The sequence below is a fragment of the Sulfurimonas sp. genome (assembly GCF_029027585.1).
Classification (GTDB): Bacteria; Campylobacterota; Campylobacteria; order Campylobacterales; family Sulfurimonadaceae; genus Sulfurimonas.
The window spans coordinates 1,367,497-1,382,070 of sequence record NZ_CP093397.1 but is presented as its reverse complement, the minus strand read 5'-3'; the positions used below and the strand labels follow the sequence as shown (position 1 = coordinate 1,382,070).

Annotated in this window: 13 protein-coding genes; 3 read left to right on the top strand and 10 right to left on the bottom strand. The window is 31.7% G+C overall.

Going from position 1 to position 14,574, the window contains the following annotated elements:
- Window positions 1–4: 4 nt before the first annotated feature.
- Entirely contained in the window at window positions 5–1,840 is a 1,836-nt protein-coding gene (locus tag MOV50_RS07120; protein ID WP_321777222.1) for an ABC-F family ATP-binding cassette domain-containing protein, read from the top strand.
- 96 nt (window positions 1,841–1,936) lie between these two features.
- On the opposite strand, the gene MOV50_RS07115 is transcribed toward MOV50_RS07120, so the two are convergent.
- The 9 genes from MOV50_RS07115 to MOV50_RS07075 all read right to left on the bottom strand — a co-directional run bounded on the left by MOV50_RS07115 (window position 1,937) and on the right by MOV50_RS07075 (window position 10,823).
- Entirely contained in the window at window positions 1,937–2,707 is a 771-nt protein-coding gene (locus MOV50_RS07115; RefSeq protein ID WP_321777221.1) for a TonB-dependent receptor plug domain-containing protein, read from the bottom strand.
- A gap of 41 nt (window positions 2,708–2,748) precedes the next feature.
- Complete coding sequence (locus MOV50_RS07110) at window positions 2,749–4,380, bottom strand: ATP-binding protein (protein ID WP_321777220.1); 1,632 nt, start codon at window positions 4,378–4,380, stop codon at window positions 2,749–2,751.
- A 1-nt stretch (window position 4,381) separates the two neighbouring features.
- Window positions 4,382–4,897: a YfiR family protein gene (locus MOV50_RS07105; RefSeq protein ID WP_321777219.1), complete on the bottom strand. Its 516-nt coding sequence runs from the start codon at window positions 4,895–4,897 to the stop codon at window positions 4,382–4,384.
- On the bottom strand, window positions 4,894–6,618 hold the full coding sequence (locus tag MOV50_RS07100; RefSeq protein WP_321777218.1) for an EAL domain-containing protein: 1,725 nt from the start codon (window positions 6,616–6,618) through the stop codon (window positions 4,894–4,896). The genes MOV50_RS07105 and MOV50_RS07100 overlap by 4 nt, the downstream gene beginning before the upstream one ends.
- Window positions 6,619–6,680: 62 nt before the next feature.
- Window positions 6,681–7,163 carry a glutathione peroxidase gene (locus MOV50_RS07095; protein ID WP_321777217.1) on the bottom strand — a complete coding sequence of 161 codons (483 nt, stop codon included), beginning with the start codon at window positions 7,161–7,163 and terminating at the stop codon, window positions 6,681–6,683.
- A gap of 17 nt (window positions 7,164–7,180) precedes the next feature.
- Window positions 7,181–8,542 carry an ATP-dependent RNA helicase DbpA gene (gene dbpA / locus MOV50_RS07090; RefSeq protein ID WP_321777216.1) on the bottom strand — a complete coding sequence of 454 codons (1,362 nt, stop codon included), beginning with the start codon at window positions 8,540–8,542 and terminating at the stop codon, window positions 7,181–7,183.
- Entirely contained in the window at window positions 8,539–8,730 is a 192-nt protein-coding gene (locus MOV50_RS07085) for a YwbE family protein (protein WP_321777215.1), read from the bottom strand. Before MOV50_RS07085 ends, dbpA begins: the two co-directional genes overlap by 4 nt.
- 10 nt (window positions 8,731–8,740) lie before the next feature.
- Window positions 8,741–9,985, bottom strand: coding sequence for an EAL and HDOD domain-containing protein (locus MOV50_RS07080; protein ID WP_321777214.1), 1,245 nt, complete (start codon window positions 9,983–9,985; stop codon window positions 8,741–8,743).
- A gap of 58 nt (window positions 9,986–10,043) precedes the next feature.
- Complete coding sequence (locus MOV50_RS07075) at window positions 10,044–10,823, bottom strand: RNA methyltransferase (protein WP_321777213.1); 780 nt, start codon at window positions 10,821–10,823, stop codon at window positions 10,044–10,046.
- A gap of 37 nt (window positions 10,824–10,860) precedes the next feature.
- On the opposite strand from MOV50_RS07075, the gene MOV50_RS07070 reads away from it, so the two are divergent.
- Window positions 10,861–13,383: a CHAT domain-containing protein gene (locus MOV50_RS07070; protein WP_321777212.1), complete on the top strand. Its 2,523-nt coding sequence runs from the start codon at window positions 10,861–10,863 to the stop codon at window positions 13,381–13,383.
- Complete coding sequence (locus MOV50_RS07065; protein ID WP_321777211.1) at window positions 13,383–13,955, top strand: cytochrome b/b6 domain-containing protein; 573 nt, start codon at window positions 13,383–13,385, stop codon at window positions 13,953–13,955. Before MOV50_RS07070 ends, MOV50_RS07065 begins: the two co-directional genes overlap by 1 nt.
- Here MOV50_RS07065 and MOV50_RS07060 read toward each other — a convergent pair.
- Complete coding sequence (locus tag MOV50_RS07060) at window positions 13,952–14,545, bottom strand: 2OG-Fe(II) oxygenase (RefSeq protein ID WP_321777210.1); 594 nt, start codon at window positions 14,543–14,545, stop codon at window positions 13,952–13,954. The two genes, MOV50_RS07065 and MOV50_RS07060, sit on opposite strands and share 4 nt — an antisense overlap.
- Between the last annotated feature and the right edge of the window lie 29 nt (window positions 14,546–14,574).

The following is a 14,574-nucleotide window of genomic DNA, read 5'->3' as shown; positions in this document are numbered from 1 at the left end:
AATTATGATTCAACTAAATAATATCTCAAAAAATTACGCAAAACAAGAACTTTTTTATAAGCTAAACTTTAAAGTAAATACTGGTAATCGCATCGGTTTAGTAGGAAGAAACGGAAGTGGGAAATCTACAATATTTAAACTCATTTTAGGCGAAGAAGTAGCAGATGCTGGTGATATTATCATCCCTAAAAACTACAAAATCGGTACTTTAAAACAACATCTAACTTTTAGCCAAACGACACTAAGAGAGGAAGCCTCTCTAGCCTTGGGTGAAGAGATGCAATATGATGTTTACAGAGTTGAAAAGATTCTTTTTGGTTTAGGTTTTGTGCAAGATGACTTAGACAAGAACCCTCTTTCTTTTTCTGGTGGTTATCAAATTCGCATAAATTTAGCCAAACTTTTAGTAACCGAGCCAAATCTTTTACTTTTAGATGAGCCTACTAACTACCTTGATATTGTTTCTCTTAGATGGTTAAAAACATTTTTAAGAGCTTTTGAGGGCGAAGTTATCATCATAACCCACAACAGAGAATTTATGGACGATGTAACAACTCATACTATGGGCATAGTGCGTAAATCAGTCAAACTACTTCAAGGTAGCACTCATAAGTTTTACGAGCAGTTACAAGCAAATGATGAGCTTCATACAAAGCAAAAAATATCTCAAGATAAAAAAGTAAAAGAACTCCAAGAGTTTATAGCTAAAAACAAAGCTCGTGCATCTACAGCAGCTCTTGCTCAGTCAAAGGTAAAACAATTAGAAAAGATGGATTTATTAGAAGATTTAAACTTTGATAATTCTCTTGAGTTTAACTTTAACTTTAAAGATACTCCAGCCAAAGTTTTACTTGATGTTAAAGATTTGAGCTTTGGTTATAGTCTTGATAAAATTCTTTTTAAAGATATCTCTTTTACATTGGAAAAAGGCGAGTGTCTTGGGATAATTGGTAAAAATGGAAAAGGAAAATCAACTCTTTTAAATACAATAGCCAAAGAGTTAAAGCAAACAACGGGGGAAGTAAACTACCACACAACTACATCATTCGCACACTTTGGTCAAACAAACATAGCCCATCTAAGTGATAAAAATACAGTTATAGATGAAATATATGTAGGTAACCCTAAACTAAGTGAAGCAAGCGTGCGTAGCATCTGTGGTGCAATGATGTTTAGTGGAGATAGTGCAAAGAAAAAAATCTCACTTCTCTCAGGTGGAGAAAAAAGTCGTGTTATGCTAGGTCAGATTTTAGCTAAAAATGTAAACCTACTTTTTCTTGATGAGCCAACAAATCATCTAGATATGGAGTCCATCGAGGCTTTAACTTTGGCAATAAAAAGCTTTAAAGGTTCTGTTGTTATCGTAACTCACTCTGAAGAGTTGTTAAAAAGAGTTTGTGACAGACTTATCATCTTTGCTAAAGATTCTGCTGAGTATTTTGATGGTGGATATGAAGACTTTTTACAAAAAATAGGTTGGGAAAATGAGGAACAAGAACAATCAAAAATAAAAAAAGCTCCAAAAATAAACCAAAAAGAGAACAAAAAACTTAAAGCAGAATTGGTCAGACAAAGAAACACACAAACATCACCACTTAAGAAAAAAGTACAAAAACTAGAAGATAAAATCATGCAAATCGAAGAAGATTTAGAACTTCATCATAATGAACTCATAGAACTTTCAAACTCTGGAGATAGTTCAAGTTTGATGGAGTTATCAAAAAAAGTTTCAGCAGAAGAAACCGAAGTTGAAGAGTTATTTGAAGAGCTTGAAGTTGAACAAACTAAACTAGATGAACTCACAAGCGAATATGAGCAAAAGATAGCAGACTTAGACTAAAAATAGTAACGAAGAGTTAGGTAAACACTTGCTCCCGCTCCACCGGGGACCTCTTTTATATTTTGTCTTACAGGCTCAGGATAAGTGTACTGCGCATTAAAAATATTTTTTAAAATAACTTAAACTTAAATTTGCAAGATTGTAGCTTCCTATACTACCTTCTTCACCACTAGTTGTATGATAATGTTTTTCTCCTACAAACTGCTCAGAGAAAGTTGCACTCCAGAATTTAGAAAAATGATATGTAAGCATAGCATTAGCAGTATAATGAGCTATAAAGTTTAGATGCTCATCTGTTTGTTTATTTGTTCCATCTACGAAAGAGGTATTAAACATCAGCTCTGTTTTTGCATTTAGTATAGAGTTTATCGCTAACTCTGCGCCATAGTTTTGTAAACCTTTTGAGTTATAATACTCCGAACCTCCACCACTTGCTGCTCGTCTTGTTATCTCATCTTTAAGTCGCAAAATATAAAGAGTAAGTTGAAGAGTATTTTTTGAGTTTATTTTTGAGTCTATTGCAAGTTCCAGTGTTTGAATTTTTTCTCTTTTTAAATTCACATCTCCAACTACAACAGTAGGCACATCTGCGTATTTTTCTAAAAAAGTAGGGCTTCTGTAAGCTTCAGAATATAAAAATTTTATGTAAGTATCATCATTATACTCAAGTCTAAAACCACCAACTCCTACTAAATTTTTACTAAATCTATACTCCAACTCTGCGTAAAAAGCTAAGTTATCAGTATGATGTTTTGTTTGAAAAGGGCTCCAAGGGTGAATACTTCCATCTGTTTGATCTACAAAAAGTATAGGGTCTGTTTTATCATACTCATAGTTTAAACCAACTATATAATGAAATTTTTGCAAGATTATTTTTATACTCTTTACTTATATTTTGACCTTTTTCATCATTTACTAGCCTTTTCATCTAAAGGTATGCTCATTTTAAAACTAGTACCTTCATTTTTTTTTGACTCTAGTTTTATTATACCGTATAGCTTTTGAGTTACAATATTATACGCTATGTTTAAACCCAACCCCGTGCCACCAGAGTTTCTTTTTGTTGTTACAAAAGGCTCAAAGGCTTTAACTCGTATCTCTTCACTCATACCAGCACCATTATCTCTGTATATAAATAAAAGAGAATTGTTTTTTTCTAAACTTATTTCTATGGTAATTTTTGCATCATTTTCTTTGGAGTCAAAAGCATGAAAAATAGAGTTTTGAATAAAATTATTTAAAAGTTGAGCAAAATCCCCTGGATAGGAGTTTATATAAAGTTCTTTCGGTGCTATAACTTCTATATGAATAGGGATATGTTTTAGTTTATTGTGAAATGTTTTAAAGATTTCATCTATATACTCGACTAAATCAAATTCTCGTTTTATCTCAATACTTTGATCCACAGAAATTCTTTTAAAACTTTTAATGAGGTTTGCTGCTGTGTTGATACTCTTATAAAGAAGTCTTGATGTTTCATCTATAAACTCCAAAGATTCTTCAAATTGTGATTTTTTAAGAGTTTCATCTTTCATGCTTTTAAGTAGTTTTTCACTCTCTCTTTTTATAATTGTGCTTCCTATTACGGCATTTCCAAGAGGTGTATTTACCTCATGTGCCACTCCACTTACAAGTGAACCGAGTGCTGCCATTTTTTCTGATTCTACAAGTTGCCATTGTGCTTTTTTTAGAGTATCTAGTGAGTCTTGAAGTTCTTGTGTTCTATCTTGCACACGATGTTCAAGTTGGGCAGTTAAACTCTCTAGATGCTCTTGATAATTTTTTGCTTGTGCCAAAGCTTCATTTCTTGAATCTTGATGTATCTCTATTGAATGAAAAAGATTATTAAAGGCATCATAAAGTTTACCTATCTCATTTTTTGAGTCATACTTTAGTCTTTGGCTATAATCTTGTGATAAAGAAACTTCACCTAATCTCTCGGATAAAGTCACTAAGGGTGTAATTAATTTTTTTGAAATTGCGTAAATAAACAATAACATTAACAAAAATAAAAAGAAAGAAAATATCATAGTATTTATAATAGAATTCATAATAAAACTATTTAAACTTATTGTTGATTTTTGCATATACATAAGACCATGTTCTTCATCATTTAACATTATTTTTTGCTTTATGATAAATGAGGTGGAGTCAAATGCACTACTTTTATTTGTACCATCTAAGAAATATTGATCATTTTGATTTTTAATATCTACTTTTTGTATTTTTATGTTTTTATTGTACTCTCCAAAAAATGAGCCATCAAGTTCAAATATTTTCACTTGTAAAATACTCTCATACCTATCAAGTTTAGAAAGTATCGCTTCTAAACCATCTCTGTCCATAAACATCAACGGAGCAACTGAGCTATCTGCTATCAGACTGGCTTGAAGCTCACTTTCTTGTATAAAAGAATCAACCTTAGAGTTGTAAGAAGCTACTATGTTATATGAAAAAGCTGAAAAAATAACGATAGAGATTAAACTTGCAAAAGCTAGATAAAACTGGTTTTTAAATGAAAGATTATTAAAGAGTAACATATCAATGCTCTACTGGGTTTATAACCTTAGATGCTACTTTTAAAAGTCTATAATTTACTTTTAAGTTTGCATCTAAGAGTGCTTGTTGATTTATAGAAAAGCTGATTTTACTATCACGGACAAAAAGCGATAGCATAAAACCTTTTTCTAAAAACTTTGGCTCATCTGTAACTAAAAGAGTGTATGGTTGTTTTAAAGAAGAGATAACTTTTAAATCTTGCTTGGATGGTTCTTTTGCGTAAAATATATCACACTCTGAAAGATTTTTTATTGATGTTATATTTATAACTTTTATAGGTAGTTTTTTATATTTTCTTACCTTATATAACTCGTTAAATGTATCTGCCATATCCTCATCATTATAGATACAAATAACAAACTCTTTTTGATTTTCTTCATAACTTATAAATTGACTTATTTTATTTAGCATTATCGCTTTTAAAACATCTTCTTTTTCACTTGCAAAAGTAGCTGTATTGAAAATAAAAAGAGTTGACAAAAGAGTTAAAATTTTCATTTTAACTCTTTTGTCAACTCTATGAGGTCTGCTTTTGGTTCACCAAAGTAAAAACCTTGGGCATAATCAACACCCAACTCTTTTATGGTTTCATAAACTTCTTTAGAGTGAACATACTCAGCGACTGTTTTAAAGCCAATTTTATTCGTAAAAAATAAAATAGACTCTGTAATAATTTTAGAATTTTTGTTTTCATTTATATCTTTTATAAACTTTCCATCTATCTTTATGCTTTCATATTTATGACTGCCTAATTGCGCGAAGTTTGAGCATTGCGTCCCAAAGTCATCTATACTTAGGTTGAATCCTAGTTCTGCAAGTCTTGCTAAATTTTCAGTTGCAAGCTTGTTTTCATTCATGCTTACCTCTTCTAAAATCTCAAAAACAATTCTAGAACTTTGTATTTTATACTCTTTTGCTGTTTGAACTATAAAGCTTATAAAACCACTCTCAGTTAAGTCATGGTCCGTTATATTTACTGAAAACATCAGGTCATTATTTTGAAATTTTTGACAAGCTTTTTGGAAAACTCTACAAGTTATCTTATGTAAATAACCCGCTTGTCTTGCTGTATCTAAGAAATAAAAAGGAGAATAAATCTCTCCATCGTACTCTAACCTTACTAAAGTTTCATACTTTGTAATTGTGTTACTTGAGCACTCTATTATTGGCTGAAAATAAGCTAAAATCTTGTCATTTACTAAAGCTTCTACTATCCTCGCTGTCCAAAGATTGTTATACTCTATAATTTTCGTAAACTCTGAGGCATCTGTATAGTACTCAACTCTATTTCGTGAAATTTTTCTTGCTTGTCTGAGAGCAATTCCAGCTTTTTGGATTATGTTTCCAAGTTCATAATGAACTATCCCTATACTAACATTTATATACAAAGAAAGCGTACCTATTTCCAATGGTGAATTATCTAAAATTGCTTTTAGCGCATCTACCTCATCTGAGAGATACTCTGTTTTACTATCACTTAACAAGATGGCAAACACATCAGCATCTAGCCTATAAAGTGTCATATCTTTTTTTAAAAGTTTTTTTAATATATCTTTAACATGGATTAAAACTTTATCACCTATCTCAAAACCATAAGCATCATTTAGAAGTGAAAATCTATCTATATCAATAAGCATCAAAGTTTGATAAGCATCTGAATCAAGGTCATAGTTTAACTTTACACGATTTGGAAGTGATGTTAGCTTATCGGTTGTAAGAAGCTTATATATTTCATCTTTTTTATTTAGTAGGTCTATGAGTTGATTGTACTGAACCAAAGCTGTTCTGATTGTTGTATATAACTTATCTGCTGTTAATTCTGTTTTTTCTTTATAATCATTTATATCATAGTTGTCTATCACAAAACGCTCAGGTGCTTCTCCTGGCTGTCCTGTTCTTATGATAATACGACACATATCATTTTGTAAGTCTTCTCGTATATACTTCGCGATATCAAGCCCAGTAGTGTTTGTTTCCATAACTACATCTAAAAGTATTACAGCTATATCTTCACTTCGAAACAAAGCCACTCTAGCTTCTTCTTGATTGTAAGCACTAATCAAGTCTAAAGCTTTCCCCTTATAGAAAAAATCTTTAAGTGCAAGTTTAGTAAAAGCATGTACCTCATCATCATCATCAACAATTAAAATTTTATATTTTTCTTTTTCCTCAACCTGACAACTATCATCTTCAGGGGCAAAGAATAATTCATCATTCATCATCTCACCTAAAATTATATTACATTTATTGTATCTATGATGTTATTAATTATTTCTTAAGATTATTTTTCTAATAATTCCTTAATGTCACTCTCTATACCAGCTGGAGTTGTTGGTGAAGCGTATCTTTTAAGTACATTTCCTTTAGCATCTACTAAAAATTTTGTAAAATTCCATTTGATTTTTTCACTCCACAAAAGCCCTTTTTGTTCTTTTCTCAAGAACTTATAAAGAGGTATGGCATCATCTCCATTTACCTTGATTTTCTCAAACATATCAAAATTTACTTGATGAGTATTTTTACAAAACTTTGCAATTTCTTCATTTCCTTCACTCTCTTGTTGCCCAAACTCATTTGATGGAAAACCCAAAACCATAAAACCTTTCTTTTTGTAAGTTTTAAAAAGCTTCTCTAGCCCTTCATATTGTGGTGTCATACCACAAGTACTTGCAACATTTACGATAAGTAAAACCTTACCCTTATACCTAGACATAGAAATCTCTTTGCCATTAATCATCTTTACCTTGTAGTCATATATACTCAATACTCACTCCTAAATTTTTATAATGCCCAAACAGAAAAATTTTTATTTTTTATTTTGCCCGTGTTTAGTTTTTTATGTGCTTCATCTATAAGTTTACTCTCAATCGCTACATAACTTTGTCTATCGTAAATATCTATCTTTCCGATACTACTACCTTGAAGTCCAGCATCTCCCGTTAAGGCTCCTAAGATATCTCCCGCACGAACCTTATCTTTTTTACCACCTTCTATTACAAGCGTAATATACTTTGGTTTCATCTCAAAACCATTTACCTTTTTTAAACTCGACGCGTCTTCAAAAAGTCTTGTTTCATTTTTATACTCATCAATATTTTCTATCTCATGAGAGCAAAAAAGAGTAAAAGCCAAACCATCTTTACCTGCTCTGCCTGTTCTTCCGATGCGATGTGTATAAGTTTCACTTAAATGAGGTAAATCATAGTTTACAACCATTGAAAGCTCTTTTATATCTAAACCTCTTGCCGCTACATCTGTTGCCACTAAAATAGGACAACTTTTATTTGCAAACTGAACAAGAACATCATTTCTCTCGTACTGTTCTAGTTCACCATGAATAGCAAGAGCATCTATCTTTTTCTTTTGCAGACTTTGAGCTAATTCTTTTGCTTGGATTTTGGTGTTTGTAAAGACAATAACATTTTCAGGTTTAAAATTACTAAATATATCTATAAGTATCTCTAACTTTTGATGCTGTGAGCTTTCATAAAATCTCTCTTGTATATTGTTTTGTTTTTCTGTCGAAATAGTTTTAATACTTACTGCTTCATGCTGAAGATTTTTACTAACTTGTATAACATCATCTGCGTATGTCGCTGAAAAAAGTAGCGTTTGTTTTCTCTTTTTACAAAAACTCAAAACCTCATCTATCTCCTCTTTAAAACCCATATCTAACATTCTATCTGCTTCATCAAGAACTAGCATCTCTAGATGCTCTAAGCTAAGAATTTCTTTTTTCAGATGCTTTAAGATTCTCCCTGGAGTTCCAACTATGATATGTGCACCATGACGAAGTGAGCCTAGTTGTGGACCAAAAGCAGCTCCTCCACAAAGAGTCAATATTTTAACATTATGAGTTCCACGAGCTAAAAGTCTAAGCTCTTTTGCAACTTGATCAGCTAACTCTCTTGTAGGACAAAGTATAAGTGACTGAACTCTAAACTCTTTTACTTTGAGCCTACTTAGTAACCCGATGCCAAAAGCAGCAGTTTTTCCAGAACCTGTTTTTGCCTGGGCAATAACATCTTTACCATCTAAAATAAAAGGCAAAGACTCTGCTTGAATATCAGTCATTTCTTTATAACCTATCTCATTAAGGTTATGTAGCATCTCTTTTGATAATGGGAGTGAAGAAAATTTCAATATATCTCCTTTACTCTACCAACTTCACCACTCATAAGACGCACCTTAATGCCATGAGGGTGAGATGGTGACGAAGTTAAAATATCTCTAACTATACCATCTGTTAAAAGTCCACTTGATTGGTCTTGTTTTAAAACTATTGCCACACTTTTTCCATGTTTTATATTTGCTCTTTTTGTGCCGTTCATCTATACCCTTTTATAACATCTCTTTTTCAAATTCATTAACATTTTGTATGCTTTTAATGATAACTTTTTTTATCACTGTTGGTTCCAACTTATACTTTAAAGAAAATTTATCTAAAGCCAACACATCAAACTCTTCTATATCCATAACCAAAGTAAATACATCATTTAAAATACCTTCATTAAAGCCAAGTAACACATCTTTAACATCTTGACTTACATAAATCTCATTTAAAATCCTCTCTAATTCAACACCAAAAAGAGTATCCAAAAGAGATAAAACTCCTATAAAATATGCTTCACCTAACATATTACTTCTAACTTCAGGTTTTACAGCTATTAAGATGTTTTCCATCAACTCTGTTCTACTTTTTACCATTAACATCAACGGCGAATGTTTAGCATCTCTACTTACTGATTTTGAGTAAATCATAAGCATTAGCCATTTAGCTAGAGGTTGTCTTCCCATAAGAGTAAGAACATGATGTATAGTAGAGATACGCTTTTTAAAATGAAACATTGCAGAGTTCATATAGCGTAGAAGCTGAACTGTTATCTCATAGTTCTTTTCAAATTCTCTTGTTATTTCATCTATATTTGTATCATTTATAAGAAGATTATAAAGTCTTAAAACATTAGCTTGAGAAGGCTCAAATTTTGCATTTTTTATAATATTTGGCTTTGCAAAATAGTAACCCTGAAACATCTCGCAGCCTACATTTTCAGCCACTTTATATCGTTCATTAGTCTCTATTTTAGAACCTATTACTTGTATGCTATGTGTTTTTAGCTCTCTTATCATAACTTCTATATCTTTATCAAGTTCTTCATTAAAATTGATTTTAATATATGATAATTCTTTAAATATTGGTGCAAATTTTTTCATTTTTGTTGCATCTAAACTTATATCATTTAAAGCAAGTTTGTAACCTTTTTCATGAAGTTGTTCTACTCTCTCAACAACCCTCTCGCTTAGTTCGATACTTTCAAAAATTGAAAATATAAAAAACTCTTTTGGAATATCAAAAATAATATCATGAAGAAGAAATTTTGCATCTATTTTTATAAAAGCACTATGATTTCCAAGCAGAGAATTCGTACCAAATTTATTTAAAATACTACTGATAACAGAAGCAGATGCAAAACGATTATCACTAAAATTACTCTCTTTTGAGCCATCTCTATATAAAATTTCATAAGCACTAATCTTACCTGAGCTATCTAAAATTGGTTGGCGACCTATGTAAACACTTTTCATATTCTTCCCCCAATTTTATTCTTTACATATTTTAGTATTATTATGATTAAATGCACCTCTAAACCTTATTTACAAACTGATACATCATAATAGAAGCAGCAACTCCTACATTAAAACTTTTAACATCTTCACTCATCTCTATGCTTACAGTTTCATCGCATATTTCTAAGACTTCTTTAGATATTCCTTGTCCTTCGTGCCCCATAAGAAGTACCCATTTTTCACTCGGTTTTACTTGGGATAACTTAGTAGCATCTAGACTTATTTCAGCCGCGTATATTTTATAAGCATCTTTTTTTAGCTCTTTTATGGTTTGAAAAATATCTGCATATCTATGTATTTTAAGTCTAGATGCATAACCCATAGAAACCCTCAAAGCTCGTCTTGCAAATGGATGAGGAGATTGTTTTGCTAACAAGTAAGAGCCAACACCAAGTCCTGCCGCACTTCTAGCGATTGAGCCGACATTTTCACTTGAAGTTATATTATCAAGCATTATGATTTGCTCACCCAACTCACTAAGAGAACTCTCAGGCGGACGGATGCCATGAAGCATACAATTATGATGAATTTTATGCCCTACTATACCTTGCATCTGCTCTTTTGTAGCAACATAAAGTTTAGCAATATCTTTTTGTAAAATCAACTCTTTAAACTCTTCATAATACTCTAAAGTTGCTAAAATACTTTTAACTTCTATATTAGTTTTTAAGAGAATATTTACAACCTTTGGGGAGTCGGCTATAAAACTATTATCACTTGTAAATGCTTTATCTCTTAGCTGATGATATATATTTAATTCTTCTATATTTATAGTATCAATTTTAATCAATTTCATATTTGATATAATAGCACAAACAAAAAAAGGTTCTCATATGTTTAAATATATATCTCTAACTCTGTTAATATTTTTACTTAGTGGTTATGGGGGAAGTGTGGCTATTCCACAAAATAAAATAATTAAACCAACTAAAGTTGATAACATTCAAACTTTTTTAAAGATATATCCTAAAGATAGTGTTGAGATACAAAATATCTCAAAAGCAAAGCTATCATTTCCTAAAGTAGGTGAATTAAACTCCTATGAAATAACTGTAACTCCAAATTTAGAAATCGCATACAACAACTATCTTGGTGGAGATGGACAAAAAGCACTAAAAGCGCTTGACACAATCGTACAAACTTCTAAAGACAACAAAATGTTGTGGCAAGCATCTATGCTAAAGATGAAAGTTTTAATGATGATGGGACTTGGATATGACGCTATAAATGAAGCTAAAACTTGTCAAAAATATGAAAAACTAAGCTTTAACTCAAATCTAAACTGTATCGCTTTGAGAGGTGAGAGTTTCGTTTGGGCGGGGGATTATAAAAATGCTAAAATAGATTTAGAGTCTGTACTTCTAAGCATAGGTAATTGGGAACTCCCAACCTCATATATGTCGCCACCATCAAACATGAGTGAACTTGTAGCAACAACTACTGCTCAACTTCGCTCATACACCGCACTAGCAGCGATGTACACTCTTAAAGAAGATTATGAAAGAGCTTATTACTTTGCAAATGAAGCAGACAAAAGGTACAACGCACTTCGCTTTGTTTCAAACCACTGGTTATATGGACAATTTGTAAAACTTCATCTTGATACTTACTATGGGGATGCAACTAACCTTACAATGTTAGCATCTGCTCAGCTTGCCCTTGACTTAAATAAAGAAGCGGACGAGAACTTTGCAAAAGCCATAGCATTTTTTGACAAAATACGCTACACAAAAGGAAAAGCAACTGTTTTAGCACTAAAAGCAAGAGTATTTAATCGCACAGGACAATATGACAAATGTAACGAAGCTGGAAAAATTGCACTAAATTATTCACTAAAAAATGGCTTCTTAGACTTTGTTTGGCGCATCGAGATGCTTCGTGGAGAAACTTTTGAAAAACTAGGTCGTCCAAATGAAGCTGAAGCAGCCTACATTAGAGCAGCAAACACAGTAAACTCACTTAGTTCATCTTTAGCAAGTGATAGCTCAAAAAGAAAATTTGGTTTTAACAAAGATGATATTGTTCTTGCTTTGATTCGTTATGACATCAAAAAACAAGATTATGAGAAGTTATTTGTAGATGCTGAAGAGAGTCGAGCTAGAGCTTTTGTAGATATTCTCGCTTCAAGAACACTAAATGAACAAAATCCTATTTTAAAAGAGATATACAAACTTGATAAAGAGATAAATAGACTAATTATTTTAAACACAGCAGTTGGAGTTGATAATACAAAAGGTGTTAAAAAACTACAAACTCTTATGCAAGAAAAAGAAAAAAAGAAAAAAGAACTAAAAGTAAATAATGCAAAACTCTCAAGTGTTGTATCGGTTTGGTCAAGTTCACTAAAACAAACTCAGAAAAGTCTTGGTGAAAACTCTCTTATATATTTTCTTCCTGTTACTAAGGGTGAGAAAATCACCTATTTATCTATATCAAACTCCTCTTATTCTTTTGAGCATCTAGATATTACATATGAAGAACTTGGAGATAATCTTAAAGAATTGTCTGATTTGCTTGGTATTGATTCTAGTAAAACAAGAGGTCTTCAAAAACTTCTCACAAAAAGCTCTATCAAAAAACCAAACTCCATAGATACTTTGATAAAGAAACTAACTCTAAACTTTACTTTTAAAACTAAAAGTAAAAATATTTTTATCGTAGCAAACAAAGATACAAACTTCATTCCATGGGGAATGCTAGACATTGAATTTACTCCACTACTCTTGCCAACAGCCTCATGGATAAACCTAAAAGATGTAAAAATTAACTCAAACAAAGCTGTAATTATCGGAAATCCTAACTTTGGTGGTGATGCTGTGCAACTTCAAGGTGCGCAAAATGAAGCGATAGCTTTAGCAAAAGTTTACAATCAAAAAGCTCTGTTAAATGCAGATGCTACTAAGGCAAATATGAGAGAGGCTATTGGCAAAGGAGTAAATGTTCTTCACTTTGCAACGCATGGCCTATTTGTAAAAAACGAGCCTCTTAAATCGGTATTACTTTTAAGTGATGGAAAAAAAGCAGATGCTCTTAGTGCAGATGAAATCTTCTCTAAACCTCTAAAAGCAAATTTAGTAGTCCTCTCAGCGTGTGAAAGTGGTCTTGGAAGTAGTGCAAGTGCAAATGATTACTTAGGACTAAGTAGAAGCTTTTTTCTTGGAGGAAGCAAGGCTGTTTTATCTTCTTTATGGGCTATCGATGATGAAGGAACAAAAGAGTTTATGATAACTTTTCACTCATACGCTAAAGATGGAAACTATGCAAAGGGTTATAAAATGGCAAGAGATAGTTTAAAAGACAAAGGTTACTCTCCTTCTATATATGGAGCATTTATACTTCAAGGAATGGATAAATAATGAAATACTCACTCTACTTTAGAATCTGGCATTGGCTTCATGCACTCGTCATCTTAGGACTTCTAGCAACTGTATTTTTACGCAAAACTTTTTTGAGTTGGAGAACTAATTCTGAAATACTGTTAAATAAATTAGCAGATATTGATATAGAAATAACAGCAACTCAAGCAAAAGTTTTAGCAAAAGCTGTTCGTGCTGGTATGTGGGAATGGCATATTATTTTGGGTTATGCTCTTGTTATATTGATTGCTTTTAGAATCTATTTAATGTTTAAAGACACTTCAAATAAAAAGAGTTTTTTCGCTTTAGATTTACACAAAAAAGCAGTTTATTTATCATACTTTTTTATCTATGGAACTCTTATTTTTATGAGTATTAGTGGTTTTATCATTTACTTCTATCAAGGTTTAGGACTTTTAAAAACTACTGCTCATGATATAAAAGAGATACATGAGTTAGTTTTTCAAGTCATTATGTATTTTGTACCTATTCATATCATCGGAGTTATAATTGCAGAACACAGAGGTGAAAAAGGACTAATATCTAGTATGATTCATGGAAAAGAACTTTAAACTTTATCTATTCTAAACCAACCTGCAATTGAGTATCTTTTTCTCTTTGCTGGTAGGACTTCATGTGGAAATTTCTCACTCATAAAAACTATGAGTGTGTTAGCATCTGGTTTTACTTTTGCTAAAAAATTATCATCTTCATCATAAACAACAAGCTCTCCACCATCATTATCATTCCAATCTTCATTTAGATAATAAACAGTAGTTACAACACGATTTTTAGAGTTTTTAAAGCAGTCTAAGTGAGTCTCATAAAAATCACCCTCTTCATAGATGGCAAAATGACTCTCATAATAAGATAGTCCAAGATACAGCTCTCTGTTTAAATACTCTTGTAATCCAGATGTAAAATCTAAAAAATCCCCTTGAGCATCTGCACTTCTACTTAACCAAGATATTTTATCTCTTCGTCTGTCACTATCTAGATGCAAATCTCCCAAACTAGATATACCTGCTTTTTTAAAGTCTTGCTCATTTTTTGCTTCGTTAAAAAGGGCTAAAGGGAGTTCTTTTTCAAGCGCATTTGTAATAACTACATAACCGTCATTTACAAGAGCATCTGTGATTTGTGAATATAATTTTTCATACATGGAAAGTATTTTAACAAAACTTTACACTA

Excerpts from the sequence above, each read along its gene's own strand:
- MOV50_RS07120 (WP_321777222.1), top strand. The coding sequence starts at position 5 with ATGATTCAACTAAATAATATCTCAAAAAATTACGCAAAACAAGAACTT.
- MOV50_RS07075 (WP_321777213.1), bottom strand. The coding sequence starts at position 10,823 with ATGAAATTGATTAAAATTGATACTATAAATATAGAAGAATTAAATATA.
- MOV50_RS07080 (WP_321777214.1), bottom strand. The coding sequence starts at position 9,985 with ATGAAAAGTGTTTACATAGGTCGCCAACCAATTTTAGATAGCTCAGGT.
- MOV50_RS07065 (WP_321777211.1), top strand. The coding sequence starts at position 13,383 with ATGAAATACTCACTCTACTTTAGAATCTGGCATTGGCTTCATGCACTC.
- MOV50_RS07085 (WP_321777215.1), bottom strand. The coding sequence starts at position 8,730 with ATGAACGGCACAAAAAGAGCAAATATAAAACATGGAAAAAGTGTGGCA.
- MOV50_RS07110 (WP_321777220.1), bottom strand. The coding sequence starts at position 4,380 with ATGTTACTCTTTAATAATCTTTCATTTAAAAACCAGTTTTATCTAGCT.
- MOV50_RS07105 (WP_321777219.1), bottom strand. The coding sequence starts at position 4,897 with ATGAAAATTTTAACTCTTTTGTCAACTCTTTTTATTTTCAATACAGCT.
- MOV50_RS07070 (WP_321777212.1), top strand. The coding sequence starts at position 10,861 with ATGTTTAAATATATATCTCTAACTCTGTTAATATTTTTACTTAGTGGT.
- MOV50_RS07060 (WP_321777210.1), bottom strand. The coding sequence starts at position 14,545 with ATGTATGAAAAATTATATTCACAAATCACAGATGCTCTTGTAAATGAC.
- MOV50_RS07100 (WP_321777218.1), bottom strand. The coding sequence starts at position 6,618 with ATGAATGATGAATTATTCTTTGCCCCTGAAGATGATAGTTGTCAGGTT.